The sequence below is a fragment of the Klebsiella sp. GB_Kp047 genome, assembly GCF_040065235.1.
GTDB lineage: Bacteria > Pseudomonadota > Gammaproteobacteria > Enterobacterales > Enterobacteriaceae > Klebsiella > Klebsiella quasipneumoniae.
This window is the reverse complement of sequence record NZ_JBEAJG010000013.1, coordinates 13,847-39,712: the sequence shown is the minus strand read 5'-3', so window position 1 is coordinate 39,712 and position 25,866 is coordinate 13,847. Positions and strand designations below refer to the sequence as shown.

General features: G+C 53.3%; 24 protein-coding genes and 2 pseudogenes. 18 read left to right on the top strand and 8 right to left on the bottom strand.

All coding sequences use genetic code 11. The features are described from left to right. The coding region (locus ABLV76_RS07740; RefSeq protein WP_205416085.1) for a hypothetical protein at positions 1–187 on the top strand (187 nt) is incomplete at its 5' end. A gap of 162 nt (positions 188–349) precedes the next feature. Beyond that, positions 350–1,081 carry a transporter substrate-binding domain-containing protein gene (locus ABLV76_RS07735; RefSeq protein ID WP_004206436.1) on the top strand — a complete coding sequence of 244 codons (732 nt, stop codon included), beginning with the start codon at positions 350–352 and terminating at the stop codon, positions 1,079–1,081. Positions 1,082–1,124: 43 nt separating this feature from the next. Here ABLV76_RS07735 and orn read toward each other — a convergent pair whose 3' ends face one another. After that, a complete protein-coding gene (gene orn / locus ABLV76_RS07730; protein WP_004206435.1) occupies positions 1,125–1,670 on the bottom strand; it encodes an oligoribonuclease in 546 nt (181 codons plus the stop codon). 94 nt (positions 1,671–1,764) lie between these two features. On the opposite strand from orn, the gene rsgA reads away from it, so the two are divergent. From rsgA to mscM, 3 genes are all read left to right on the top strand, one after another. Continuing rightward, the gene (gene rsgA, locus ABLV76_RS07725; RefSeq protein ID WP_017900927.1) at positions 1,765–2,826 is read left to right on the top strand and encodes a small ribosomal subunit biogenesis GTPase RsgA; all 1,062 of its coding nucleotides are present in this window, start codon (positions 1,765–1,767) and stop codon (positions 2,824–2,826) included. Positions 2,827–2,987: 161 nt separating this feature from the next. After that, entirely contained in the window at positions 2,988–3,950 is a 963-nt protein-coding gene (gene asd / locus ABLV76_RS07720; RefSeq protein ID WP_017900928.1) for an archaetidylserine decarboxylase, read from the top strand. 23 nt (positions 3,951–3,973) lie between these two features. After that, entirely contained in the window at positions 3,974–7,303 is a 3,330-nt protein-coding gene (mscM, locus tag ABLV76_RS07715; RefSeq protein ID WP_348878267.1) for a miniconductance mechanosensitive channel MscM, read from the top strand. Positions 7,304–7,340: 37 nt separating this feature from the next. Here the strand turns inward: mscM and ABLV76_RS07710 are convergent. Both ABLV76_RS07710 and epmA read right to left on the bottom strand, forming a co-directional pair. Beyond that, positions 7,341–7,547: pseudogene (locus tag ABLV76_RS07710) on the bottom strand (glutamate/gamma-aminobutyrate family transporter YjeM); the annotation flags it as partial. Positions 7,548–7,696: 149 nt separating this feature from the next. Further along, on the bottom strand, positions 7,697–8,674 hold the full coding sequence (gene epmA, locus ABLV76_RS07705) for an elongation factor P--(R)-beta-lysine ligase (RefSeq protein ID WP_004206428.1): 978 nt from the start codon (positions 8,672–8,674) through the stop codon (positions 7,697–7,699). A gap of 274 nt (positions 8,675–8,948) precedes the next feature. On the opposite strand from epmA, the gene frdA reads away from it, so the two are divergent. The 5 genes from frdA (at position 8,949) to ABLV76_RS07680 (ending at position 12,889) form a co-directional block, all read left to right on the top strand. Then, positions 8,949–10,739, top strand: a complete 1,791-nt coding sequence (gene frdA, locus ABLV76_RS07700) for a fumarate reductase (quinol) flavoprotein subunit (protein WP_017900930.1) — start codon at positions 8,949–8,951, stop codon at positions 10,737–10,739. Next, the gene (gene frdB, locus ABLV76_RS07695; RefSeq protein WP_004177729.1) at positions 10,732–11,466 is read left to right on the top strand and encodes a fumarate reductase iron-sulfur protein; all 735 of its coding nucleotides are present in this window, start codon (positions 10,732–10,734) and stop codon (positions 11,464–11,466) included. The genes frdA and frdB overlap by 8 nt, the downstream gene beginning before the upstream one ends. A gap of 10 nt (positions 11,467–11,476) precedes the next feature. Next, positions 11,477–11,872 (top strand): fumarate reductase subunit FrdC, encoded by a 396-nt coding sequence (frdC, locus tag ABLV76_RS07690; RefSeq protein ID WP_002885530.1) that lies wholly within the window; start codon positions 11,477–11,479, stop codon positions 11,870–11,872. Between the two features lie 10 nt (positions 11,873–11,882). Further along, entirely contained in the window at positions 11,883–12,242 is a 360-nt protein-coding gene (gene frdD, locus ABLV76_RS07685) for a fumarate reductase subunit FrdD (RefSeq protein ID WP_002885526.1), read from the top strand. Between the two features lie 113 nt (positions 12,243–12,355). Then, a complete protein-coding gene (locus ABLV76_RS07680; protein WP_004206426.1) occupies positions 12,356–12,889 on the top strand; it encodes a lipocalin family protein in 534 nt (177 codons plus the stop codon). Here the strand turns inward: ABLV76_RS07680 and sugE are convergent. The 4 genes from sugE to efp form a co-directional block, all read right to left on the bottom strand. Beyond that, entirely contained in the window at positions 12,886–13,203 is a 318-nt protein-coding gene (gene sugE, locus ABLV76_RS07675; RefSeq protein ID WP_004206425.1) for a quaternary ammonium compound efflux SMR transporter SugE, read from the bottom strand. The genes ABLV76_RS07680 and sugE overlap by 4 nt on opposite strands. A 143-nt stretch (positions 13,204–13,346) precedes the next feature. Continuing rightward, complete coding sequence (ecnB, locus tag ABLV76_RS07670; protein ID WP_004206423.1) at positions 13,347–13,493, bottom strand: lipoprotein toxin entericidin B; 147 nt, start codon at positions 13,491–13,493, stop codon at positions 13,347–13,349. A 157-nt stretch (positions 13,494–13,650) separates the two neighbouring features. Next, positions 13,651–13,782: an entericidin A/B family lipoprotein gene (locus ABLV76_RS07665; protein WP_004206422.1), complete on the bottom strand. Its 132-nt coding sequence runs from the start codon at positions 13,780–13,782 to the stop codon at positions 13,651–13,653. Between the two features lie 73 nt (positions 13,783–13,855). Next, positions 13,856–14,422, bottom strand: a complete 567-nt coding sequence (gene efp / locus ABLV76_RS07660) for an elongation factor P (RefSeq protein WP_004206421.1) — start codon at positions 14,420–14,422, stop codon at positions 13,856–13,858. A 41-nt stretch (positions 14,423–14,463) separates the two neighbouring features. Here efp and epmB point away from each other — a divergent pair, with 41 nt between their 5' ends. Then, positions 14,464–15,492 carry an EF-P beta-lysylation protein EpmB gene (gene epmB / locus ABLV76_RS07655; RefSeq protein ID WP_004206420.1) on the top strand — a complete coding sequence of 343 codons (1,029 nt, stop codon included), beginning with the start codon at positions 14,464–14,466 and terminating at the stop codon, positions 15,490–15,492. Positions 15,493–15,621: 129 nt separating this feature from the next. Here the strand turns inward: epmB and ABLV76_RS07650 are convergent, their stop codons facing one another. Next, on the bottom strand, positions 15,622–16,266 hold the full coding sequence (locus ABLV76_RS07650; protein WP_043519376.1) for a winged helix-turn-helix domain-containing protein: 645 nt from the start codon (positions 16,264–16,266) through the stop codon (positions 15,622–15,624). A gap of 476 nt (positions 16,267–16,742) precedes the next feature. Between ABLV76_RS07650 and ABLV76_RS07645 the strand changes: the two genes are divergently transcribed. From ABLV76_RS07645 to ABLV76_RS07615, 7 genes and pseudogenes are all read left to right on the top strand, one after another. Next, positions 16,743–17,303 (top strand): fimbrial protein, encoded by a 561-nt coding sequence (locus ABLV76_RS07645; RefSeq protein WP_004206418.1) that lies wholly within the window; start codon positions 16,743–16,745, stop codon positions 17,301–17,303. 58 nt (positions 17,304–17,361) lie between these two features. Further along, positions 17,362–18,048 (top strand): molecular chaperone, encoded by a 687-nt coding sequence (locus ABLV76_RS07640; protein ID WP_004206417.1) that lies wholly within the window; start codon positions 17,362–17,364, stop codon positions 18,046–18,048. A gap of 35 nt (positions 18,049–18,083) precedes the next feature. Continuing rightward, positions 18,084–20,627, top strand: coding sequence for a fimbria/pilus outer membrane usher protein (locus ABLV76_RS07635; protein WP_049092209.1), 2,544 nt, complete (start codon positions 18,084–18,086; stop codon positions 20,625–20,627). Positions 20,628–20,649: 22 nt separating this feature from the next. Further along, positions 20,650–21,666, top strand: a complete 1,017-nt coding sequence (locus ABLV76_RS07630) for a fimbrial protein (protein ID WP_043519272.1) — start codon at positions 20,650–20,652, stop codon at positions 21,664–21,666. Positions 21,667–22,002: 336 nt separating this feature from the next. Further along, positions 22,003–22,353 (top strand): hypothetical protein, encoded by a 351-nt coding sequence (locus ABLV76_RS07625; protein ID WP_043519271.1) that lies wholly within the window; start codon positions 22,003–22,005, stop codon positions 22,351–22,353. 102 nt (positions 22,354–22,455) lie between these two features. After that, a complete protein-coding gene (locus ABLV76_RS07620; RefSeq protein ID WP_023291696.1) occupies positions 22,456–23,742 on the top strand; it encodes an HlyD family secretion protein in 1,287 nt (428 codons plus the stop codon). After that, a pseudogene (locus tag ABLV76_RS07615) lies at positions 23,735–25,857 on the top strand (peptidase domain-containing ABC transporter). Before ABLV76_RS07620 ends, ABLV76_RS07615 begins: the two are co-directional and overlap by 8 nt. Positions 25,858–25,866: the final 9 nt, after the last annotated feature.

The following is a 25,866-nucleotide window of genomic DNA, read 5'->3' as shown; positions in this document are numbered from 1 at the left end:
AACTCGCGACCCCGACCTTGGCAAGGTCGTGCTCTACCAACTGAGCTATTCCCGCGTTACTGCATTTTTTGCCATATTTCGATGGCGTCGTAATTTGCATTTCTGCGTCGTTACGGGAGGCGCATTATACGAGAATTCGATGCCCCTGCAACCCCCTGTTCATCACTTTTTTGCGTTTTTTGTTTAAATGGATATTTTCTCGCCACCTACGCCGCTGAATTGTATAAATAAGCGTCATTTCGGGCAAAATCGCTTTTTCCGCCCGCCTGAATGACGCAAAATCGCTCGCATCATACAGCGGTGGCGCGACGTAAAACGAGGCCACCACGCCGCCAAACAGGGAATTAGCATGAGAAAAGTCCTCACCGTCCTGCTGCTGAGCACGCTGGCCATCGGAACCGCGTCAGCCGAGACGCTCCATTTTGGCACCAGCACGGCCAATCCGCCGTTTGTCACCGCCAACGGCAAAAATCAGCCTGTCGGCTTCGATATCGATCTTGCCCAGGCCCTGTGCCAGCAGATGCAGGCGCAGTGCCAGTTCACGGCGCAGCGTTTCGATACGCTGATCCCGGCTTTACGCTTCAAGAAATTTGACGCGGTGATTGCCGGCATGGAAGTGATCCCGATGCGTGAGAAGCAGGTCGCCTTCAGCCGTCCCTATCGCCAGGCGCTCTCCGGGGTGGTGATCGTCAACAAAGATGTCGCCCATACCTTTGCCGACCTGAAAGCCAAAAAAGTCGGCGTGGTGAAAGGCACACTGCATCAACACTATCTGCGTGATAAACAGAAAGCCGTACAGGCTGTTCCTTACGACGACGTCGCCAGCGCCCTGGCCGCGCTGAAGGCCGGGCAAATAACCGGCGTCATGGGCGACTTCGCCACCCTCGACGCCTGGCAGCAGGAGAACCCTGACTACGCCATCATGGATGAACGTGCCACCGACCCGGCTTATTACGGTAAGCAGTATGCGATTGCGGTGCGCAAAGACGATCCGGAGCTGCTGAATGCGATCAACGATGCCCTGACCGCGGTCATGGCGACACCTGACTTCCAGCAGATGCAGCAGAAGTGGTTTAAATAACGCAGAAAGGTGTACCGGGCCGCGCACAGGGCCCGGTCGCGGTTTACAGCTTAATGAAATGCTCGCGGTAGTAAGCCAGCTCGGCGACTGACTCGCGGATATCGTCCATTGCCTGATGGGTACCCTGCTTTTTAAAGCCGTCGAGAATTTCCGGCTTCCAGCGACGCGCCAGCTCTTTCAGCGTGCTAACGTCCAGATAGCGATAGTGGAAATAGGCTTCCAGTTGCGGCATGTACTTAAACAGGAAGCGACGATCCTGGCCGATGCTGTTGCCACAGATCGGCGACTTGCCCGCCGGCACCCACTGCTTAAGAAACTCAATGGTCGCCAGTTCGGCGTCGTGCTCGCTGACGGCGCTGGCCTTCACGCGATCCACCAGCCCGCTGCCGGTATGCGTCCGCACATTCCACTCGTCCATCAGCGCCAGCTGGGCATCTGATTGATGCACCGCGATGGTCGGCCCCTCGGCCAGAATGTTCAGGTTGGCATCGGTCACCAGGGTGGCGATTTCGATAATGCGATCGCGCTCCGGATCCAGCCCTGTCATCTCAAGATCGATCCAAATGAGGTTGTTTTCATTTGCACTCATGCTATTTTCCACCCTTCTTGCGTGACTATATTCATCTAAAATAGCGTGTATCATAGAGGTTTTGCCCCATCAGGGCGACCAGGAGCCAGTTCGATTGAGTAAAAATAAACTCTCCAAAGGCCAGCAGCGCCGCGTCAAAGCCAACCACCAGCGCCGTCTGAAAACCACTGCGGAGAAGGCCGACTACGATGACAACCTGTTTGGCGACCCGTCGGAAGGCATTGTCATTAGTCGCTTTGGCATGCATGCCGACGTCGAATCCGCTGACGGCAGCGTGCATCGCTGCAATATCCGCCGGACGATCCGTTCGCTGGTCACCGGCGACCGCGTGGTCTGGCGGCCGGGTAAAGACGCTGCCGACGGCGTAAGCGTCAAAGGGATCGTCGAAGCGGTTCACGATCGCGCCTCCGTCCTGACGCGTCCGGATTTTTACGACGGCGTGAAGCCTATCGCCGCCAATATCGACCAGATCGTGGTGGTTTCCGCGATCCTGCCTGAGCTATCGCTGAATATTATCGATCGCTATCTGGTGGCCTGCGAGGCGCAGGATATCGAGCCGTTAATCGTCCTGAACAAAATCGATCTGCTGGATGACGATGGCCTGCGCTTCGTCAATGAACAAATGGACATCTACCGCCACATCGGTTACCGCGTGCTGCTGGTCTCCAGCCGTACTCAGGACGGCCTCAAGCCGCTGGAAGCGGCCCTGACCGACCGCATCAGCATCTTTGCCGGGCAGTCCGGGGTGGGTAAATCGAGCCTGCTGAACGCCCTGCTGGGGCTGAATGAGGATCAGATCCTCACTAATGATGTCTCGGACGTTTCCGGCTTAGGCCAGCACACCACCACCGCGGCGCGCCTCTACCACTTCCCGCACGGCGGTGATGTGATTGATTCACCGGGAGTACGTGAGTTCGGCCTGTGGCATCTGGAAGCGGAACAAATCACCAACGGCTTTGTCGAATTCCATGATTATTTAGGCCGTTGCAAATATCGCGACTGTAAACACGATACCGATCCTGGCTGTGCGCTTCGTGAAGCGGTAGAGAACGGCAAGATCGCCGAGAGCCGTTTCGAGAACTACCACCGCATCCTGGAAAGCATGGCGCAGGTACAGGTAAAAACGCGTAAAAACTTTTCCTCGTCCGATGACTGACCATTAAGCTGAGTGTCACGTCAGGCGCTGCCGGGCAGCGGTGATGACGCAGCTTACGCGGATGCCATTTAGCGAGTTTTACGTATAGAATCGTCCCCCTTTTTTCAGGTCCCCGCCCGCGGGCGGGGTCAGGAACGACATATCATGGCCTGGAGGCTACTTTGTTAAACGATCTTAAACTTTCACTGCAATACATTCTGCCTAAACTGTGGCTCACCCGCCTCGCAGGCTGGGGTGCGAGCAAACGCGCAGGTTGGCTGACGAAGCTGGTCATCGATCTGTTCGTGAAATACTACAAGGTCGATATGAAAGAGGCGCAGAAGCCGGATACCGCGGCCTATCGCACCTTCAACGATTTCTTTGTACGCCCGCTGCGCGACGACGTTCGCCCGCTGAATACCGATCCTAACGTGCTGGTGATGCCGGCCGACGGCGTAATCAGCCAGCTTGGCGCGATTGAAGACGACAAAATTCTGCAGGCCAAGGGCCACAACTACAGCCTGGAAGCCCTGCTGGCCGGCAACTATCAGATGGCCGACCTGTTCCGTAACGGCAGCTTCGCCACCACCTATCTGTCGCCGCGCGACTATCACCGCGTGCACATGCCGTGCAACGGCATCCTGCGCGAAATGATCTACGTTCCTGGCGACCTGTTCTCCGTTAACCATCTGACGGCGCAGAACGTGCCGAACCTGTTCGCCCGTAACGAGCGCGTCATCTGCCTGTTTGATACTGAGTTTGGCCCGATGGCGCAAATTCTGGTGGGCGCGACTATCGTCGGCAGCATCGAGACCGTGTGGTCCGGCACCGTAACCCCGCCGCGCGAAGGCATTATTAAACGCTGGACCTGGCCCGCTGGCGACAGCGAAGGCTCCGTCGCCCTGCTGAAAGGCCAGGAGATGGGCCGCTTCAAACTGGGCTCCACCGTGATCAACCTGTTTGCCCCGGGCCAGGTGAAGCTGGTCGACACGCTGCAAAGCCTGTCCGTGACTAAAATCGGCCAACCGCTGGCGACAACGGTGGAAGCAACCACCGCCGCTGAACCGGCGCCGTTACCGGAAGAAGAGATCCGCGCCGAACATCGCGCCAGCCCGCTGGTTGACGATAAACAAGACCAAGGTTAATTCTTCAGCAAAAGGGTTATGCCGTGCGCCTGATATACACTTTCCTGTTGGCCTTGAGCCTCAGTTTCGGGGCGTACGCTGCGACAGCCCCGGATGCTAAACAGATAACCCAGGAACTGGAACAGGCGAAGGCGGCAAAGCCCGCCCAGCCTGAAACCGTTGAAGTTCTGCAGTCCGCCCTGAACGCGCTTGAGGAGCGAAAATCGTCTCTCGAGCGCGCCCGTCAGTATCAGGACGTTATCGACAATTTCCCCAAACTGTTTCAAAGCCTGCGCGCCCAGCTCAACAATCTGAGCGAAGAGCCGCGCCAGGTGCCAGTCGGCCTGACCGCCGATGCGCTGAACCAGGAGATCCTCCAGGTCAGCAGCCAGCTGCTGGAGTCAAGCCGTCAGGCGCAACAGGAGCAGGATCGCGCGCGTGAAATCGCCGACTCCCTGAACCAGCTGCCGCAGCAGCAAACCGACGCCCGGCGTCAGCTCAATGAGGTTGAGCGCCGCATCGGCACGCAAACCGGCAACAATGCTCTCGCCCAGGCGCAAAATCTTGCCCTGCAGGCGGAATCGGCGCGCCTGAAGGCGCTGGTGGATGAACTCGACCTCGCCCAGCTCTCCGCCAATAACCGCCAGGAGCTGTCGCGCGCCCGTTCTGAACTGGCGCAAAAGCAGAGCGAGCAGCTGGATGCCTATCTGCAGGCGCTGCGTAATCTGCAGAACAACCAGCGCCAGCGTGAGGCGGAAAAAGCACTGGAGAGTACCGAACTGCTGGCGGAGAACAGTGAAAACCTGCCGCCGGACATCACCGCCCAGTTTAAAGTCAACCGCGAACTCTCCCAGGCGCTGAACCAGCAGGCGCAGCGTATGGATCTGGTGGCGTCCCAGCAGCGGCAGGCGACGAATCAAACGCTGCAGGTGCGCCAGGCGTTAAACACCCTGCGCGAGCAGTCGCAGTGGCTGGGCTCCTCTAATCTGCTGGGCGAAGCCCTGCGCGCCCAGGTGGCGCGGCTGCCGGAGCGCCCTCGCCCGCAGCAGCTGGATACGGAGATGGCGCAGCTGCGCGTGCAGCGTCTGCGCTTTGAGGATTTACTCAGTAAGCAGCCGCAGCTGCGGCAGATCCGCCAGGCCGACGGCGAACCGCTGACCAGCGAGCAGAACAAGATCCTGCAGGCGCAGCTGCGCACGCAGAACGAGCTGTTGAACTCGCTGCTGCGCGGCGGCGATACCCTGATGCTGGAGCTCACTAAGCTGAAGGTCGCCAACGGCCAGCTGGAAGACGCGCTGAAGGAGATCAACGAAGCCACCCACCGCTATCTGTTCTGGACTTCGGACGTCAGCCCCATCGGCTTCTCCTGGCCGCTGGAAATCGTCCAGGATCTGCGGCGCCTGATCTCCCTGGATACCATCAGCGAACTGGGTAAAGCCAGCGCGATGATGCTCACCAGCAAAGAGACCCTGCTACCGCTGTTTGCCGCCCTGCTGCTGGTTGGCTTCAGCATCAGCTCGCGGCGCCATTTCACCCGCTTCCTTGAGCGCTCCAGCGCTCGGGTGGGGAAAGTCACCCAGGATCACTTCTGGCTGACGCTGCGTACGGTCTTCTGGTCGATACTGGTGGCTTCGCCGCTGCCGGTGCTATGGATGACGCTCGGCTATGGTCTGCAGTCCGCCTGGCCATTCCCGCTGGCGGTGGCGATTGGCGATGGGGTCACCGCGACGGTGCCTCTGTTGTGGGTGGTGATGATCTGCGCCACCTTCGCCCGGCCAAACGGACTGTTTATCGCCCACTTCGGCTGGCCGCGTAGCCGAGTGGCGAAAGCGATGCGCTACTACCTGATGAGCATCGGGCTGATTGTGCCGCTGATTATGGCGCTGATCATGTTCGATAATCTTAACGACCGCGAGTTCTCCGCTTCGCTGGGCCGCCTGTGCTTCCTGCTGATCTGCGGCGCGCTGGCGGTGGTCACTCTGAGTCTTAAGCACGCCGGTATCCCGCTCTATCTGGATAAAGAGGGGAATGGCGACAATATGGTGAACCGCCTGCTGTGGAACCTGATGCTTGGCGCGCCGCTGGTGGCCATGCTGGCGGCGGCCGTCGGTTATCTCGCCACCGCCCAGGCGCTGCTGGCGCGTCTGGAAACTTCCGTCGCCATCTGGTTCCTGCTGCTGGTGGTCTATCACATCATCCGCCGCTGGATGCTGATCCAGCGCCGCCGGCTGGCCTTCGACCGGGCCCGCCATCGTCGCGCGGAAATTCTCGCCCAGCGCGCCCGCGGCGAAGATGAGCCTGTTCACGTCAGCAGCCCGGAAGGGTCGGTGGAGACGGAGGTCAGCGAGGTCGATCTCGATGCCATCAGTACCCAGTCGCTGCGCCTTGTGCGTTCCCTGCTGATGCTGATCGCGCTGCTGTCGGTCATCGTGCTGTGGTCGGAAATTCACTCGGCGTTTGGCTTCCTTGAGAATATCTCGCTGTGGGACGTTACCTCAACGGTACAAGGAGTGGAAAGCCTCGAGCCCATCACCCTTGGCGCGGTGCTGATTGCCATTCTGGTGCTGATCATCACCACTCAGCTGGTGCGCAACCTGCCGGCGCTGCTGGAGCTGGCGATCCTCCAGCACCTCGATTTAACGCCCGGCACCGGCTACGCCATCACCACCATCACCAAGTATTTGCTGATGCTGATCGGTGGGCTGGTGGGCTTCTCGATGATCGGCATTGAGTGGTCGAAGCTGCAGTGGCTGGTCGCCGCGCTGGGTGTGGGTCTCGGGTTTGGCCTGCAGGAGATCTTCGCTAACTTTATCTCCGGCCTGATTATCCTGTTTGAAAAACCGATCCGCATCGGCGATACGGTCACCATCCGCGACCTGACGGGCAGCGTCACCCGCATCAATACCCGCGCCACCACCATCAGCGACTGGGACCGGAAAGAGATTATCGTGCCGAACAAGGCGTTCATCACCGAACAGTTTATCAACTGGTCGCTGTCGGACTCGGTCACCCGCGTGGTGTTGACGGTGCCGGCGCCTGTGGACGCCGATACCGACGAGGTGACCAAGATCCTCATCGCCGCGGCGCATCGCTGTTCGCTGGTCATCGATACCCCGGCGCCGGAGGCGTTTCTCGTCGACCTGCAGCAGGGGATCCAGATTTTCGAGCTGCGTATTTTTGCCGCCGAGATGGGGCACCGCATGCCGCTACGCCATGAGATGCATCAGCTGATCCTGGCGGGCTTCCGCGAGCATGGCATTGATATGCCGTTCCCTCCGTTCCAGATGCGGCTGGAAAGTATCGACGGCAGGCAAAGCAGTAAAACCATGACCTCGGCCGGGAAAACCAGCCGACGTACGGCTGGCAGCCTGTAGGCCATACCCTGCCCGGCGGCGGCGCCGGGCAGGCTTTCTAGCTCTCCATTACCAGCACACCGGACGCCAGGCGCCGACGGTAGCTTTCGTAAATGGCCAACGCCAGCAGCGAGAAGAAGATCGGCCCGCCGACCATCCACAGCGTGCTGTTCCAGTCCCCGCTGTCGATGACCGGCTGAATAATGGTGAAGATATTGGCGAAAGTCACCACCAGTAGCACCACGCCGGTCGCCAGCAGCGTCGACTGGCCTCATAAAACGAGCGCGGATAGTAGCAAGAGCACCGAAGGAGATTGTGGATATTCGGGCGAAAGCCGGGATAGCATGAGGGAGGGGGAATCAGGGCAGACCTGTCACCTCCCCCGCCCACTGGCGGCAGGAGGTGACAGCGCCATCAGGCGCGGTCGACCGTAAAGGCGATCACTTCGCCGATGCTTTCAGCGCCCAGCGCCAGCATCACCACGCGATCAACGCCCAATGCCACGCCGGAGCAGTCCGGCAGACCTGCCTCCAGCGCCGCCAGCAGGTTGTTATCGATGGGCTGCTGCGGGAGGCCGCGCGCGGCCCGCTTGCGATTGTCCTGCTCAAAGCGCAGGCGCTGCTCATGGGCGTCGGTCAGCTCGTGGAAACCATTCGCCAGCTCAATTCCTTTGTAATAGACCTCGAAGCGCTCAGCGACCCGATGATCTTCCGGGCTGATCTGCGCTAAAGAGGCCTGAGTCGCCGGGAAATGATAAATGAACGTCGGCCGATCTTTGCCGATGTGCGGCTCCACGCCCATGGTGAACAGCAGTTGCAGCAGCGTGTCGCGATCTTCTTCAGTATCGGCGATATTGCTCAGATCCAGCTTCGCCGCGACTTCGCGCAGCTGCGCTTTATCGGCAGAGAGCGGGTCAATATCCAGATGACGCTGGAACGCCTGCTGATAGGAGAGGCTTTCCGCCGGCTGGCACTCCAGCACCTGCTGCAGCAGATCGTCCACCTCGTTGATCAGACGATACATGTCATAGCACGGACGATACCACTCCAGCATGGTGAATTCCGGATTGTGATGCCGCCCCATCTCTTCATTACGGAAGCTGCGGCAAAGCTGGAAAACCGGGCCGCAGCCCGCCGCCAGCAGGCGCTTCATATGGTATTCCGGACTGGTCATCAGGTACAGATTGAGTCCCTGTGAGTGGCCCGGGCCGACGAAACGGGTTTCAAACGGGAACAAATGGATATCCGTTACCGTCGCCTGACTCATGCAAGGCGTCTCCACCTCCAGCACGCCGCGATCGGTAAAGAACCGGCGGATTTCCGCCATCACCGCCGCGCGTTTCAACAGATTGGGAATGGGTGCGCTCGGCTGCCAGGTTGCCGTCTCGCTCATGGTACTTTCTCCGATTGCAAACAAGGGCACGAAGTCTACTCGCAACCGGCGAGTGAAACAAATTTTGTGCAATCCCCGGCAGATTACATGCCATTAATCTATCGTTAACCTAAATGCATAAATATCACTGATAAATAACCGCACATATCGATAAAAAAATCGAACACGTCAATTTTCCATACTGACCCTACGGCTATACTCCTGTACCTATAAAGGAGCAGTGATACTTTTTCGCCAGCCCGGCGGCGAAATACACTAAAACTGGAGGAATGTCGTGCACACTTTTCAAGCCGATCTCGCCGTAATTGGCGCCGGCGGGGCAGGCCTTCGCGCCGCTATCGCCGCCGCCCAGGCCAACCCCAATGCCAAAATCGCCCTGATTTCTAAAGTCTATCCGATGCGCAGCCATACGGTCGCTGCAGAAGGGGGGTCCGCAGCCGTTGCCCAGGATCACGATAGCTTTGAGTACCATTTTCACGACACCGTCGCCGGAGGCGACTGGCTGTGCGAGCAGGATGTCGTCGACTATTTCGTTCACCACTGCCCGACGGAAATGACCCAACTGGAACAGTGGGGATGCCCGTGGAGCCGCCGCCCTGACGGCAGCGTTAACGTCCGGCGCTTCGGTGGCATGAAGATCGAACGTACCTGGTTTGCCGCCGATAAAACCGGCTTCCACATGCTGCATACCCTCTTCCAGACCTCCCTTCAGTTTCCCCAAATTCAACGCTTTGATGAACATTTCGTCCTTGATCTGCTGGTCGATGACGGCCAGGCCCGCGGCCTGGTGGCGATGAATATGATGGAAGGCACGCTGGTGCAGATCCGCGCCAACGCGGTGGTGCTGGCCACCGGCGGCGCCGGACGCGTCTATCGCTACAACACCAACGGCGGCATCGTTACCGGTGACGGGATGGGTATGGCGCTGGGCCACGGCGTGCCGCTGCGCGATATGGAGTTCGTTCAGTATCACCCGACCGGTCTGCCGGGTTCCGGGATCCTGATGACCGAAGGCTGCCGCGGTGAAGGCGGGATTCTGGTCAACAAAAACGGCTATCGCTATCTGCAGGATTACGGCATGGGCCCGGAAACCCCGCTCGGCGAACCGAAGAACAAATATATGGAGCTGGGCCCGCGCGACAAAGTGTCCCAGGCCTTCTGGCACGAATGGCGGAAAGGGAACACCATTCCCACGCCGCGCGGCGACGTGGTCTACCTCGATCTGCGCCACCTCGGCGAGAAAAAGCTGCTGGAGCGCCTGCCGTTTATCTGTGAGCTGGCGAAAGCCTACGTCGGCGTCGACCCGGTGAAAGAACCGATTCCGGTACGCCCGACCGCGCACTACACCATGGGCGGCATCGAAACCGATCAACAGTGCGAAACCCGCATCAAAGGGCTGTTTGCCGTGGGCGAATGCTCGTCCGTTGGTCTGCACGGCGCCAACCGCCTGGGCTCCAACTCGCTGGCCGAGCTGGTGGTCTTCGGCCGCCTGGCCGGGGAACAGGCCATGCGGCGCGCCGCACAAGCGGGCGAAATGAACGGCTCCGCCCTCGATGCGCAGGCTGCCGATGTGGAGCGTCGTCTGAAAGATCTCGTCAACCAGGAGGGTAACGAAAACTGGGCGAAAATCCGCGACGAAATGGGGCTCTCGATGGAGGAAGGCTGCGGCATCTACCGGACGCCAGAGCTGATGCAGAAAACTATCGACAAGCTGGCTGAGCTGCAGGAGCGCTTTAAGCGCGTGCGCATTACCGACAACTCCAGCGTATTCAACACCGATCTGCTTTACACCATTGAGCTGGGACACGGTTTAAACGTTGCCGAATGTATGGCGCACTCGGCCATCGCCCGTAAAGAATCGCGCGGTGCGCACCAGCGTCTGGATGAAGGCTGTACCGAACGCGACGACGTCAACTTCCTCAAACATACGCTCGCCTTCCGCGAGGCTGATGGCACCACCCGCCTGGAATATGGCGATGTGAAGATCACCACGCTGCCGCCGGCGAAACGTGTTTATGGCGCTGAGGCGGAAGCGGCTGAGAAGAAGGAGACCACCCATGGCTGAGATGAAAAACCTGAAAGTCGAAGTGGTGCGTTACAACCCGGAGGTCGACACGGCACCGCACAGCGCGTTCTATGACGTGCCTTACGATGAGCAGACCTCGCTGCTGGACGCGCTGGGCTACATTAAAGACAACCTGGCGCCCGACCTGAGCTACCGCTGGTCCTGCCGGATGGCGATCTGCGGCTCCTGCGGCATGATGGTCAATAAGGTACCGAAGCTGGCCTGTAAAACCTTCCTGCGGGATTACACCAAAGGCATCAAGGTTGAAGCGCTGGCCAACTTCCCGATCGAGCGCGATCTGGTGGTGGATATGACCCACTTTATCGAAAGTCTGGAGGCCATTAAGCCGTACATCATCGGCAATAACCGCACCCCGGACCAGGGACCAAACAAGCAGACGCCGGCCCAGATGGCCAAATACCATCAGTTCTCCGGCTGTATCAACTGCGGACTGTGCTATGCCGCCTGTCCGCAGTTCGGCCTGAATCCGGAGTTTATCGGCCCGGCGGCGATCACCCTCGCCCACCGCTATAACGAAGACAGCCGCGACCACGGCAAAAAGGAACGCATGGCGCAGCTTAACGGCCAGAACGGCGTCTGGACCTGTACTTTCGTGGGCTACTGCTCGGAAGTGTGTCCGAAGCACGTCGACCCGGCGGCCGCGATCCAGCAGGGCAAGGTGGAAAGTTCGAAAGACTTTCTTATCGCCACCCTGAAACCACGCTAAGGAGTGCATTATGACGACGAAACGCAAACCCTACGTGCGGCCGATGACCTCCACCTGGTGGAAAAAGCTGCCGTTTTATCGCTTCTACATGGTGCGGGAAGGCACGGCGGTACCGACGGTCTGGTTTAGCATTGTGCTGATTTACGGGCTGTTTGCCCTCAAGCACGGCGCCGAAAGCTGGGCGGGATATATCGGATTCCTGCAAAATCCAGTGGTGGTGATCCTCAATCTGATCACCCTGGCGGCGGCGCTGCTGCACACCAAAACCTGGTTCGAGCTGGCGCCGAAAGCCGCCAACGTCATCATCAAAGGCGAAAAAATGGGGCCAGAGCCGGTGATTAAAGGTCTCTGGGTGGTGACGGCGGTGGTCACCGTGGTGATCCTGTTTGTCGCCCTGTTCTGGTAAGGAGGCTGAGATGATTAATCCCAATCCGAAACGTTCCGATGAACCCGTTTTCTGGGGGCTGTTTGGCGCTGGCGGCATGTGGGGCGCGATTGTCGCGCCGGTGATGGTGCTGCTGGTGGGCATTTTGCTGCCGCTGGGGCTCGCCCCCGCCGACGCCTTCAGCTATGAGCGCGTGCTGGCCTTTGCCCAAAGCTTTATCGGCCGCGCGTTCATCTTTCTGATGATTGTCCTGCCGCTGTGGTGTGGGCTGCATCGTATTCACCACGCCATGCACGACCTGAAAATCCATGTGCCAAACGGCAAATGGGTCTTCTACGGTCTGGCGGCGATCCTCAGCGTCATTACTCTGGTTGGCGTACTGTTTATCTGATCCTGCAAGAGCCCGGCAGCAATTCTGCTACCGGGCTCGCTTCATAGAAAAATCTTGCCGCCTTTGCCCTGCCGGACTCTACACTTAGCTTAAAAGCCAGCAAGGAGCATACCATGCGTATCCTGCCGATAATCACCGCGGTCGCCGTCTCGTTCCTGTCTGTCGCCTGCAGCACCCCTGCCCCGCCGCCAGGCGTCACCGTGGTCACCCCCTTCGACGTTCAGCGCTATCTGGGTACCTGGTACGAAATCGCCCGCTTCGACCATCCTTTTGAAAGCGGGCTTGAAAAGGTCACGATCGCCTGGCAGCCGCGCGATGACGGCGGTCTGGACGTGGTCAATAAAGGCTATAACCCCGACCGCGGCATGTGGCAGAAAACGGACGGGGTGGCGTATTTTACCGGCGAACCCAGCCGCGCCGCGCTGAAGATCTCCTTCTTCGGCCCCTTCTATGGCAGCTATAACGTCATTGCGCTGGATAAGGAGTATCGGTACGCGCTGGTCTGCGGCCCCGACCGCGACTATCTGTGGCTACTGGCGCGAGCCCCCACCATCGCCCCGGAAGTCAGGCAGCAGATGCTGGATATTGCCACCCGGCAGGGTTTTGATATCAGCAAACTGGTCTGGGTCAATCAGCGCTACAACTAGTGCGCGCTGATCTTCAGGCCAATGATGCCGACCACGATGCAGACAAGACTGGCGATACGCATAGCGCTGGCGGATTCACCTAACAGTACGATACCGGTCACAGCGGCGCCCACGGCGCCGATCCCCGTCCAGACGGCGTAAGCGGTACCCACCGGCAGGGTTTTCATCGCCCATGAAAGCAGCGCCATGCTGACGACCATCGCGACGATGGTGATGACGCTGGGAACCAGGCGGCTAAAGCCATGGGTATATTTCAGGCCGACGGCCCACACCACTTCCAGCAGGCCAGCGATAAATAAGACTATCCAGGACATAAGGCTCCTTTGCTGGGGCCGTCCCCGGATGAGAAACGCTTACGGGTCGTCCCGTAAGGTGGATGAAAAGTCGTAGTGAGTATATCCAACAGAATGGGGGAAGTGAAGAACGGTACGGCGCAAAACCGTACCGTCGAAGGCTGTTATTGCTGAGCTTTGGTTGCTGCGCCAGAGATTGCGCTGCCGCCCTCTGAAATATCCTGACCCACACCGCGCGTGGTGTTACAAGCGGTCAGTGCTGAAGAGAGGACCAAAACCGTAAAGAACGCTGCAATCGTTTTTTTCACCATAATGTCATCCTTAGTGTCAGTTTTGTTTTCATGCCCTATAAGCATAGACAAACCGTCCACAGATGAAGGGATCTTTGCGTTTTTTAAGAGAAAAGGAGTATTCGTGAAGGAAGCAGGCGCACCGGAAGGCGAGCGCGGCAGGCGAAACGGAAGGAAGTCAGCTTACAGCGCGAGAGATGGCGTGGCCCAGGCCCTGAATATCTTCACCGAAACCGCGGGCGGTATTGCAGCCAGACAGCAGTGCGCTGCTCAGAAACAGTAACGCCAGGAGTTTTACGCTGCGCTTCATGTGTCGTGCTCGTCGTGCCAGTACAGAAAGAGCGGCGCAGCACAGAGGCTGCGCCAGTCATCATGACGTGAAATTACTTCACGCGGGATACGTATTCGCCAGAGCGAGTATCCACTTTGATCACTTCGCCAATCTGGACGAACAGCGGCACTTTAACCACAGCGCCAGTAGACAGGGTCGCTGGTTTACCACCGGTACCCGCGGTGTCGCCTTTCAGACCTGGGTCGGTTTCAACGATTTCCAGCTCAACGAAGTTCGGCGGGGTGACCGCGATCGGCTGGCCGTTCCACAGGGTCACGATGCACTCAGCCTGATCCAGCAGCCATTTGGCATTGTCACCGATCGCTTTCGCGTCAGCAGACAGCTGTTCGAAGGTTTCGTTGTTCATGAAGTGCCAGAACTCACCGTCGTTATACAGGTAAGTCAGGTTCATATCGACAACGTCCGCGCCTTCTGCAGAATCAGTAGATTTGAAGGTTTTCTCAACGCGGGTGCCGGTCAGCAGACGGCGCAGCTTAACGCGCGCAAACGCCTGACCTTTACCTGGTTTAACGAATTCGCTGGCTTCTACCGCATAAGGTTCGCCATCTAACATGATTTTAAGACCAGCACGAAAATCGTTGCTATAGTAAGTCGCCATAAGGCCCTCTGAAATTGTTTAACTGGTAGCTAAGCCACAAAATGGCGCATATTGTAACCCTAAATACCCCATCCAGAGAAGATTGGATAACGCAACTTGCCAATGTTGTGACCAGTCCTGATGAACTGCTGCGTCTTTTAAATGTAGACGCTGATGAAAAACTGCTGGCCGGACATGAGGCCAGACGCCTGTTCCCGCTGCGAGTCCCGCGCGCGTTTATTGCCCGAATGGAGAAAGGCAACCCTGACGATCCGCTGCTTCGTCAGGTACTTACCGCCGAAGAGGAGTTTATCGTCGCCCCCGGCTACTCCACCGATCCGCTGGAAGAACAGCACAGCGTCGTGCCCGGCCTGTTGCACAAATATCGCAACCGGGCCCTGCTGTTGGTGAAAGGCGGTTGCGCGGTCAATTGCCGTTACTGCTTCCGCCGCCACTTCCCTTATGCCGAAAATCAGGGCACCAGGCGCAACTGGCAGACGGCAATGAACTATATCGCTGAGCATCCGCAGCTTGATGAAATCATCTTCTCCGGCGGCGACCCGTTGATGGCGAAGGACCATGAGCTTGACTGGCTAATGACCCAGCTGGAAGCCATTCCGCACGTTAAGCGTCTGCGTATTCACAGCCGCTTGCCGATCGTGATCCCGGCGCGCATCACCGAGATGCTGGCCAGCCGCTTCCACCGTTCGTCGCTGCAGGTGATCCTGGTTAACCACGTCAACCACGCTAATGAAATTGACGGCGAGTTTCGCGCGGCGATGGCCATGCTGCGTCAGGCGGGCGTCACGCTGCTTAACCAGAGCGTGCTGCTGCGCGGGGTGAACGATAACGCGCAAACCCTGGCCGATCTCAGCAATGCGCTGTTCAATGCCGGGGTAATGCCCTACTACCTGCACGTGCTGGACCGGGTACAAGGGGCGGCACACTTTATGGTCAGCGATGATGAAGCCCGTGAAATCATGCGTGAACTGTTGACCCTCATCTCCGGCTATATGGTGCCGAAGCTGGCGCGAGAGATCGGCGGCGAACCCAGCAAGACGCCGCTGGATTTAGGACTGAAGCAGCGTTAGCTCCCCTCCCTTGTCTGCCAGGTCGTGCTGGCAGACATCTTAATATGAATACACAGCCAGGTTGGGACTAACATACTCGGCAATCCACTTTACCGTTACCTTCTCGATATAAACCCCAGCGGCTGCGTATTATCGATGTAACACGATCAGTACGATAACATTGATAACTATCATCACGACAATCAGCGCGATTAACCAGGTGGGAACTTTAAAGGTTATATGTAATCGTTCCGATAGTTTCTCTGCCACCTTCACGCTATTTTCCCGCCTATCATTCTCCTGGATTGCTAAATTCACTGGTAGTGGAAGACTTAATTTATGGTCAATTTTCCCCGTATCATTGAAAATGACATCAGCAGTTTTACTACTGTGAAAATGCGTTAATCTTTCCCGATTCATATTCTCGCACTCTTCATCCGAGAGCGGGATAACTAAAGTATCCGGGGCGACGCTAAAGCCTTTTTGTCTGACGGTGATAATGATATCCTCAGATAGTCCGGCTTTGAGCAGCGATTTTCTCAACAAAGAGATATTTTGATAAAATGTATTTTGCGAAACTACCACACCCCGTGTTTCCCATACAGCCGCCAGAAATTCATCCCGAGAAATCACTTTGCCGCAATTCTGCAATAGCAGCAGCAAGCATCTGGCGGTAGGCGCATTGAGGCTGATGCTCTCCCCATTCCCGGCAAGCGGTCGCAGCTCATTCATATTGGCATTAAATATAATTTCCTGATTAATTATACAGCCATTAAATAATGCAATATCATCCATATCCTTGCCCCACGCAACCCTATTATCCATAACAAAAATAAATAATCCCAGCCAAACCATGGCGTGAACATTATCGCTTCAGACAGAAGCGGGGTCAGTTCACATTGAACTTCAGCTTTGAGGATACCGCATAAAAAATGACAAGCGATAGTTATCTTGTTTAAAAGCCACATTTTCAGATTAAATTTATCTCAACCTAACTCAATATCTCATTAGAAAAGGTCATTATTAAATTCACGTGTGCTTCATCAAGAATTCACAAGCATTTTTTGCACCAGACTTTTAAATTACCCCCGCTTCTCCATGGTTCGCTATGGCAAGTGATATTGTAGCGTCGTTCACAGGAGGGTAGGTTTCAGCACTATATAAGGAATGCTGGCGCTTATTTTCAATATCAATAGGAATGCATATTCCATTCCCATGATAACTGTTATCGATTCTACACAGGACTAAGTATCTATATATGGATTAATTAAATGAAAAAGACAATCGTAGCTGTAATGGTCGCTGCTTCTGCAGTTCTGAGTGCTCAGGTAATGGCAACCAACACCGCTCAGGTAACTGTACTGGGTGAAGTCTCTGATGCAGCTAACTCTTGCGTCGTGACTCCGACGGGTACCCTGAACAACGGTATCGTTCAGCTGATGACCGTGACCACTACCGAAGCGAATGCTGAAGCGGCTGGTGCTCTGTTTAAAACTCAGGACTTCGGTTTTGACGTGAAAGACTGCGCACAGGGTAGCGCCACTCCGGTTACTGCTGTAACCGTCAATGTGACCGGTGCCTCCAGCAACGCTAACATCCTGGACAACACCGCACCTGGCGGCGCTACCGGCATTGGTATCGGTATCCAGCGCGTACGTGATGCACACCGCGTAGGTTTCGACGGTTCTGACCTCATGACCGAAAGCTACACTGCAGCTGGCGGCACTCAGCTGAAGTACACCACTGGTTATGTGAAAGTGAACTCCGCGACTCCGGTTACCGAAGGTCCGGTTAAAGGTGTTGCGACCTTTACTATCGATTATACCCTCTAATTTTTCCCCGAAGGGCTCCGCTTCACGGCGGGCCCTTTTTCGCATTCAGAGAAAAACCATGTTCAGGAACTTATTAAATATCACCGCATCCTGTGCATTACTCCTCAGTAGTATTGCCCATGCTGGTATTGTGATTGAGTCCACCCGCTACCTCTATAAAGAAGGTGCGCGTGAAATCACCGCGCAAATCGAAAATAAAGATGACATCCCTTATCTGATTAAATCCTGGGTTGAAGCGCCGGCAGGGAAAACGCCCTCTTTTATGGCTACACCTCCGTTATTCCGCCTTGAGGGTAAGCAGCAGAATACCGTGCGTCTATTTTCTACCGGAAACGTCAATGCCCCGAACGACCGGGAATCCATATACTATTTTAACGTGATGGCCATCCCGCCGGCGGACGATGAGAAAGCCAACGCCAATACTATTCAACTGGCGGTCCGCCACCGCATGCGTCTGGTCTATCGTCCAAAAGCACTTTTCGACCTTTCTCCAAACATTGAAGCCAAAAAACTCGAATGGCGGAAATCAGGCACAAAACTGACGATTAAAAATCCAACACCGTTTTTCTTCTATTTCCATAGTGTTCAGATTGGTAGCAAAGAAGTGAAGCCGGAAGTCAACTCGGTCGCTCCAATGACGACCAAAGAAGTGACATTAAAAGAAAATATCAATGCCTCCAGCGTCAACTGGAAAGTAGTTAATGATTATGGCGGAGCAGGATCGCTCTATTCCTCATCGCTGTAATAAGAATTTTATTTTATCATTATAGGGATGTGTCTATGCCAAATAAGAATAATGGATTATTCAAACTATCCACGGTCTTCCTCGCAATGCTTCCGGCATTGCTTTCTGGTTTGAATAATAAAGCGCAAGCACGTGACTTTTTCGATCCCTCATTCATTAGCTCATTGAATGGTAGCGATCCATCAACCACTCCCGACTTATCTATTTTCCAGACGCAGAACGCACAGGCGCCAGGGGATTATCGGGTAGATATCATGTTTAATGGTCGCTATCTGGATACCAGGACAATGAAGTTTGTTGCGAATAGCCGTGCCACTGGGAATAATCGAGAGCCCGCCCTGGTGCCCTGTTTGAGCCTGAAAACATTGGCAGAGTATGGCGTACGGGTTAAAGCCTTTCCCGAACTGGTCGAGGATAAAAACGGCTGCGCCAATCTTTCAGTCATCCCGGATACCAAAGCGGATTTTGACTTTACCGTCCAGCGCTTGAATATATCCATTCCGCAGGCGGCACTATCTACCACCGCGCAGGGATATATTCCACCGGATCAGTTTGATGACGGCATCAACGCCCTGCTGGTGAACTATCAGTTCAGCGGCTCAAACGACATGCAGGCCAATGACGAATACTACAGCCTGAACCTGCAGTCTGGCCTCAACGTTGGCCCATGGCGTATCCGTAACCTCAGCACCTGGAATAAAAACAACGGCGATGCGGGTGATTGGGACTCAGCCTATCTCTACATGCAGCGCAGCATTCGTCCCATCAACAGTAACCTGGTGATGGGTGAGAGCTCGTCACTCTCAGGCATCTTTGACAGTGTACCGTTTACCGGTATTCAACTGGCCACCGATACATCAATGTTGCCCGAAAGTATGCGCGGCTATGCGCCGATTATCCGTGGTATCGCCAAAACCAACGCCCGTGTCTTCATTAAACAAAACGGCTACCAGGTATACCAGACCTACGTGGCGCCTGGCGCGTTTGAAATCACCGATATGTACCCGAGCGGCGGTAGCGGCGACCTTTACGTCACCGTGGAAGAGTCCGACGGTTCTAAGCAGGAGTTCGTCGTACCGTTCGCTACGCTGCCGGTGATGGTCCGTGAAGATCAGCTGGAATATGAAATTACGTCTGGTAAATATCGTCCTTACGACGGCGGGGTCGATGAAACGCCCTTTACGCAAGCTACCGCGACCTACGGTGTCTCAAGCAGCCTGACGCTTTATGGCGGGGTGCAGGCCGCATCGCGCTATCAGGCCCTGTCAACAGGCCTCGGCTATAACCTCGGCGAGCTTGGCGCCGCCTCGGCAGACGTCACCCAGGCCTGGTCAAAAATGAAAGACGACGAAAAGACCTCTGGGCAGTCATGGCGTGTCCGTTACGGGAAAAATATTATCGAAACCGGTACAAACGTGACTATCGCTGGCTACCGCTATTCCACCCGCGGATTTAATACCCTCTCTGAAGTGTTAGATAGCTATTCTAATGATGGCAAGTATACTCCTCGCTCGCTGCGCAACCGCACCAATCTGACGCTGAATCAAAGCCTGGGTAAAGGCCTCGGCAGTCTGTCTATCAGTGGATTGATTGAAGATTACTGGGACGATAAGCGCACCAACAAGTCGATCAGCGTGGGGTACAACGGTGGCTTCCGCAATGTAAACTATTACCTCGGGTACAGCTATAACCGCTATACCTGGAGCGGGAATAACTCCGGGAAAGACGCCCAGGACGATCAGCGTATCTCGCTGACCGTCACGCTGCCGCTGAGCAACTGGCTACCGGGCACCTATACCAGTTATCAGTTAACCAACAGTAATCCGGGGTCTACCGATCAGTCGGTCTCCATCGGTGGTAACGCGCTGGATAACGACAGCCTGGAGTGGAGCCTGCAGCAAGGATACAGCAACCGGGAATACTACAGCGGCGATATGCGCGCAACCTATAACGGTGCTCGCGGCAGCGTCAATGCCGGTTACAGCTACGATCGCGGTAGCGAGCGTATAGACTATGGCGCCAACGGCAGCATTGTCGCTCATGCCGATGGGGTCACGCTTGGTCAGGACATCACCGATGCCGCCGTACTGGTTAAGGCCCCAGGTTTGGATAACGTCAAGCTGGCCAACGATAACACCATCACCACCGACTATCGTGGTTACGCCATCGTACCTTATGTCACGCCTTATCGTCGCACCGATATCACCCTCGATAGTACTTCGCTTGGCGAAGATATGGAGCTTCCGGAAACCACGCAGAGCGTCGTTCCGACACGCGGCGCCATCGTGCGGGCCAATTATGCCGGTAATATCGGCCAGCGCGCATTTGTCCATCTGAAAACGGCCAGCGGCCAGGACGTACCTTATGGTGCGATGGTGTTACTCGCCGGGAGCAGCCAGGCACAGCCAGGCATCGTCAGCGACGCCGGGATGGTCTATATGTCCGGCCTGCAGCAAACCGGAATACTTAACGTGCAATGGGGCAAAAGCGCGGCGCAGCAGTGCAATGCTTCCTTTACTTTACCGGCCAGGGAAGGCAAAGCGGCTGGCATCAGTCAAATCGAAACAATTTGTCGCTAATATTGACCAAGGACAATAAAGAATGAGAAAAACACTGATTTTTCTATCTATATTATTATGTTGTTGTGAAGCAGCTGCCAAATGCGATTATGATGGTTCCGATGGGCAAGCAGTATTTAACTTAAGTCCTAAAATCGCAACGGATCCAACAATACCCGTTGGTACAGTTTTGTATACCAAAAAAGTTGGTACCGGACACTATAAAACCTTTGAATGCAGCAAGATAATGGGTGATCAGTATATCATTACCTCATCCGCACCCGAGGTCTCTGGTGTCACGGGTATAATGGGAAAACCGGTCTATGAAACGGGGATTGATGGTATTGGTTTTCAGTTTTCAGATATTCTGGACAGCAAGCATGGTTCAATTAAACCCGCAGTGGCACAATCTACGATTGTGCCAATTTTAAAGTCGAATGATGACTACAGATTTATGACAGTATGGTTAATAAAAACAAAACCTGTCATTGATACATCCGGCGTCAGTACCAATCCGGTATTTAAATTCTCAGCGGGTAACTTAAGCACCAACCCCAGGGCGTCAGATCGTCTGTTAATGACTGCGTCTCTGAAATTCAAGAGTATTTCTTATAAGGCGACCTCCTGTGATATTTCTGTGTCTGGACCGAGCCAAATCACCTTAAATACAATTGAAAAAAATACATTAATGTCAATCCCTCGGGGTGGCACAACCCCATCACAGAAAACTATCACAATGGACGTTTCATGCCCAGCGGGTTCAATTGGTAATAAACTTTACTATTGGTTTAACCCAGTTAGTGGCACCAGTCCTGCGGGGAATGGCATCATCGATAATCTGCTAACAGGAGGCGGAGCAGCAAGCAACGTTGGCATTATCTTCAAAAAAGACAATAGTCCCGTTATATTTTATGACGCAGAGACCTACAGTATTGCCAGCGCTCAAGCATCGCAAAAAATTAACTTTACCGCCGATTATTACCGAATGAGCGACAACAGCGCTGAAGTCTCGGCCGGGCATGTAAAAGCGATACTTGAGGTAGTAGTTCAGGAAGAATAAAGAGAACCATAATCTCATAAAAGGTGGATAATGATATCCACCTTTTTTATTTTTCCATACATAATCAAAAGCATTATGATATATACGGATGAAAGTAATGCACTACAATTTGAGTCACGTCCATAATAATAGCTTAATTTAACTTGCTAAAATTAATATTGCTTTGTGAATCTATAAAATAATTAGATTAGATTAGATTCAGAATGAATCTGAAATTTCATCAACAATTCACATTAAGTTGAGTTGATTCATACTACAGCAACGACTATCTTCTCTGCGGACCAACTTCCGGTCTGGAATGAACATATAATTTTAATTTTAGTTAAAGGACTAATCATGCATCAATTAACTGTATTTGAAATGGAAGAGATTTCTGGCGGCGCGCTGACTGATACTCTTACCGATATTATGACCTGGGCTGCTAAAGAAGTAGGCGCCATCGCTCTGGGCGCCTCTCTGGGGGCGATTTTTGGTACAGGTTACGCTGGACGTTGGGGCGGCGTAAGCGGCGGTATCTTTGGTATCGGCTCGATTGGCCAGGGTGTAGGAATGATTGCCGGGGTTATTCTCGGTGGCGTCTGCTTTGGTATTGCTGCGGGTATCGTTGGCTGGGATATGACGCTGCATTATGCAACAGGTGTAATGGATGCCGTTTATGATGGCACATTAAACTTCTGGAGCAATTAATTTACGCCTCAGCTGTTTGCTCAACGTTTTGTTGACATTCTTTACTAAGTAAATAGGGCCTGAAATATCGGGCCTTTTCATTTCATTATGTAAGTGATAATTATGTTAAGAAAAATCTATCGCAAGGAAGCGATCGAATACAAAAAGCATCACTGGAAAGGAAAGGCTTTGCTGCTAGCAGGGCTTCCAGCATGGCTTATTGCATTACTTTCTTTTGCCTTTTTAGCCATTCTAATAACCACCACAATATTTTGTACCTTTACCCAACGCATTGATGTTCGTGGGGAAGTTATTACTTTACCTCATTCTGTCAATGTTTATGCGCCACAGCAAGGTTTTGTTATTTCCCAATATGCAAAAGTCGGTGACCTTGTCGCCAAAGGACAGTCTTTATATGAAATTGACATCTCCCGAAATACAACAACAGGCAACGTCAGTACGGCGCAAATAGAAGTCATTAATGAAAAGATTGCGAACGCTGAAGATATCATCACCAAACTTTCTCATAATAAAGAAGAAACTCGCTTATCTTTAGATAAACAGCTAAAAACCATCAATGATTCGTTAAAAGAAACTAACCGCATGCTGGTTAATGCGCAGACTGGTTTAAAGAAAATGCATGATAATCTTTCCAGTTACGATAAATATCTTCGTGATGGCCTTATCACCAAAGATCAGTATAACTATCAGCATTCATTATACTTTCAACAACAGAGTACCTATCAGTCTTTGGTCAGTCAGAAAATGCAACTGGAATCCCAGGTAACCCAGTTAAATAGCGATAAAATCACAAAAACGGCAGATTTTGACAACCAAATATCATCTCAGGAAAACCAGATTAATGATTACAAAAACCAGTTGGTTGAATCAAATGCCAATGGTAATGTCATTATTAAAGCAACCACAGAAGGACGCATTGAATCGCTGGCTGTAACAAAAGGACAAATGGTCGACAAAGGCAGCAGTTTAGCGCAAATCAAACCCACTGGTGATATAGAATATTATCTTATTTTATGGTTACCTAATAATAGCATACCTTACGTCAAACCGGGTGATGTCATTAACATCCGCTATGATGCTTTCCCATCCGATAAATTTGGGCAATTCCCGGGGAAAATACTTTCAATATCTTCGGTCCCGACATCCCGACAGGAACTGTCTGAATACACTAATGTTAATAATGGAACGAACCAGCAGGAACTGGCACTCTATAAAACCATTGTCAAAATTGAAAACAAAACCTTTAATTACAATGGTAAAACGCTTTCGCTTTCGAATGGACTGAAGGCTCAAGCCGTTGTATTTCTCGAAGAGCGCCCACTTTATATGTGGATGTTTACCCCTGTGTATAAGATAACTCAAAGCATTACTGGGCCAATCCATGACTAACGAATTGTTCAAAACCATTGTTGCAAAACTAAATTTTTCTCTGGTTAACAAAACGCCTGTTATTCTACAGTCAGAATCATCGGAATGTGGAGTTGCCTGTCTGGCGATGGTCTGTGGTTATTATGGGTTAAATATCGATTTATTTAATTTTCGTCAACGATTCGGTAGCCCCTCACAGGGCTCCTCACTGCTGTCTCTAAGCAAAACAGCCGAGCAGGCTGGTTTAAAAAACCGTGCGCTAGCGCTCGACCTCGATGAAATAAAACAGCTTAAGCTTCCCTGCATCATCCACTGGGGAATGAACCACTATGTAGTCCTTACAAAAGTAAAGAAAAACGGATTTGTGATTCACGATCCCGCGCTGGGTAAACGAATCATTGGCATCAGTGAGATGTCAAATAATTTTACCGGCGTTGCGCTTGAACTCTGGCCTGATCATAACTTCCAACAAGAGGAGGCGAAATCCCGTTTACGACTCCTGGATTTAATGCATAAAATTGTTGGTTTAAAATCGGCGCTGATTAAGATCTTTGCTTTCTCTGTTGTGGTAGAAGCGATTGGCCTCCTGTTGCCTATTGGTACACAGTTAGTAACTGACCATGTCATTATGGCGCACGATGAAAGTTTACTCTCTGTTATTTGTATTGGTTTAATATTTTTTACGCTATTCCGCACGTTTATTAGCATGCTCCGAGCATGGACGTCGTTGACGTTGAATACGTTGACAAACATTCAATGGAAAACAACGCTATTCGATCATTTGGCAAGTTTGCCATTATCTTTTTTCGAGAAAAGACACTTAGGTGATATCCAGTCTCGTTTCTCGTCTCTGGATACCATTCGTTCAATTTTTACCAACAGTATCGTCACTGGCATCATCGATTCGATAATGACGATCGGTTTGTTAGTCATGCTGACATTATATGGCGGCTGGTTAGTCTGGGTCGTCATTGGCTTTACCGTCTGCTATGCGATTATGCGCTTCGCTACCTATAGTTTTTATCGGCGCGTAACGGAAGAGCAGGTCGTTAAAGGGGCGCGTGCTAACTCTCACTTTATGGAATCACTTTATGGCATTTCCACGATCAAAGCATTAAATTTAAAAGAACGTCGCTCGCAGCATTGGCTGAATCTTAACGTTGATGCCAGTAACGCAGGTATTAAGCAAACTCGCTTTGATATGATGTTTGGTGGGATTAATACCTTTATCACCTCTATCGATCAGGTGGTGGTACTGTGGTTGGGTGCCATTATGGTAATTGATAATGAGATGACGCTCGGTATGTTTATGGCATTTAATGCTTATCGAGGCCAGTTTTCTCAACGTGCATCGAATCTCATTGATTTGGTGATGCAGCTTCGTATGCTCTCGCTTCATAATGAACGTCTATCTGAAATCGCCTTTAGCGAACCGGAAAAAGAACTTCCATCCCGACGTGTGTTTACAGCAAACACCGGCGTGAAACTTGAAGTCAGGAACCTGAGTTATCAATACGATCCTTTTTCACAACCCATTTTTACCAATCTGAATATAACGGTTGCCCCAGGCGAGTCTGTCGCGCTAATTGGCCCATCTGGCGTTGGCAAAACCACCTGTTGAAAGTCATGTGCGGTTTGCTTTCACCTGACTCCGGCGAAATACTGGCGGATAATCTGGAGATTCAAAAAATTGGTTTAAATAACTATCGTCTCGGTATCGCCTGCGTACTTCAGGAGGATCGTCTCTTTTCAGGTTCACTTATCGATAATATCAGTGGTTTTGATGATAACCCCGATTTGGAATTCGTAATGGAATGTGCCAAACATTGCAACATCCATGATGAAATCATGAAGATGGCGATGGGATACGAAACCATTGTCGGCGAACTGGGGCTGGGCATTTCCGGCGGTCAAAAGCAGCGTATCCTGATCGCTCGTGCTTTGTACCGTAAACCGAGTATTCTGTTTATGGATGAGGCAACTAGTCACCTGGATCTCAGAAATGAGTCGGTCATCAATCAGTCGATTTCAGCGTTAAGTATCACCCGAATTATTGTCGCGCACCGGCCATCAACCATTGCATCAGCCGATCGCGTTATTGACCTCTCACAATCGAAGTCGATGGCTACCGCTTAATAAAGGAGA

Excerpts from the sequence above, each read along its gene's own strand:
- ABLV76_RS07735 (WP_004206436.1), top strand. The coding sequence starts at position 350 with ATGAGAAAAGTCCTCACCGTCCTGCTGCTGAGCACGCTGGCCATCGGA.
- orn (WP_004206435.1), bottom strand. The coding sequence starts at position 1,670 with ATGAGTGCAAATGAAAACAACCTCATTTGGATCGATCTTGAGATGACA.
- epmA (WP_004206428.1), bottom strand. The coding sequence starts at position 8,674 with ATGAGCGAGACGGCAACCTGGCAGCCGAGCGCACCCATTCCCAATCTG.
- frdB (WP_004177729.1), top strand. The coding sequence starts at position 10,732 with ATGGCTGAGATGAAAAACCTGAAAGTCGAAGTGGTGCGTTACAACCCG.
- frdC (WP_002885530.1), top strand. The coding sequence starts at position 11,477 with ATGACGACGAAACGCAAACCCTACGTGCGGCCGATGACCTCCACCTGG.
- frdD (WP_002885526.1), top strand. The coding sequence starts at position 11,883 with ATGATTAATCCCAATCCGAAACGTTCCGATGAACCCGTTTTCTGGGGG.
- ABLV76_RS07680 (WP_004206426.1), top strand. The coding sequence starts at position 12,356 with ATGCGTATCCTGCCGATAATCACCGCGGTCGCCGTCTCGTTCCTGTCT.
- sugE (WP_004206425.1), bottom strand. The coding sequence starts at position 13,203 with ATGTCCTGGATAGTCTTATTTATCGCTGGCCTGCTGGAAGTGGTGTGG.
- ecnB (WP_004206423.1), bottom strand. The coding sequence starts at position 13,493 with ATGGTGAAAAAAACGATTGCAGCGTTCTTTACGGTTTTGGTCCTCTCT.
- ABLV76_RS07665 (WP_004206422.1), bottom strand. The coding sequence starts at position 13,782 with ATGAAGCGCAGCGTAAAACTCCTGGCGTTACTGTTTCTGAGCAGCGCA.
- efp (WP_004206421.1), bottom strand. The coding sequence starts at position 14,422 with ATGGCGACTTACTATAGCAACGATTTTCGTGCTGGTCTTAAAATCATG.
- epmB (WP_004206420.1), top strand. The coding sequence starts at position 14,464 with ATGGCGCATATTGTAACCCTAAATACCCCATCCAGAGAAGATTGGATA.
- ABLV76_RS07650 (WP_043519376.1), bottom strand. The coding sequence starts at position 16,266 with ATGGATGATATTGCATTATTTAATGGCTGTATAATTAATCAGGAAATT.
- ABLV76_RS07645 (WP_004206418.1), top strand. The coding sequence starts at position 16,743 with ATGAAAAAGACAATCGTAGCTGTAATGGTCGCTGCTTCTGCAGTTCTG.
- ABLV76_RS07640 (WP_004206417.1), top strand. The coding sequence starts at position 17,362 with ATGTTCAGGAACTTATTAAATATCACCGCATCCTGTGCATTACTCCTC.
- ABLV76_RS07635 (WP_049092209.1), top strand. The coding sequence starts at position 18,084 with ATGCCAAATAAGAATAATGGATTATTCAAACTATCCACGGTCTTCCTC.
- ABLV76_RS07630 (WP_043519272.1), top strand. The coding sequence starts at position 20,650 with ATGAGAAAAACACTGATTTTTCTATCTATATTATTATGTTGTTGTGAA.
- ABLV76_RS07625 (WP_043519271.1), top strand. The coding sequence starts at position 22,003 with ATGCATCAATTAACTGTATTTGAAATGGAAGAGATTTCTGGCGGCGCG.
- ABLV76_RS07620 (WP_023291696.1), top strand. The coding sequence starts at position 22,456 with ATGTTAAGAAAAATCTATCGCAAGGAAGCGATCGAATACAAAAAGCAT.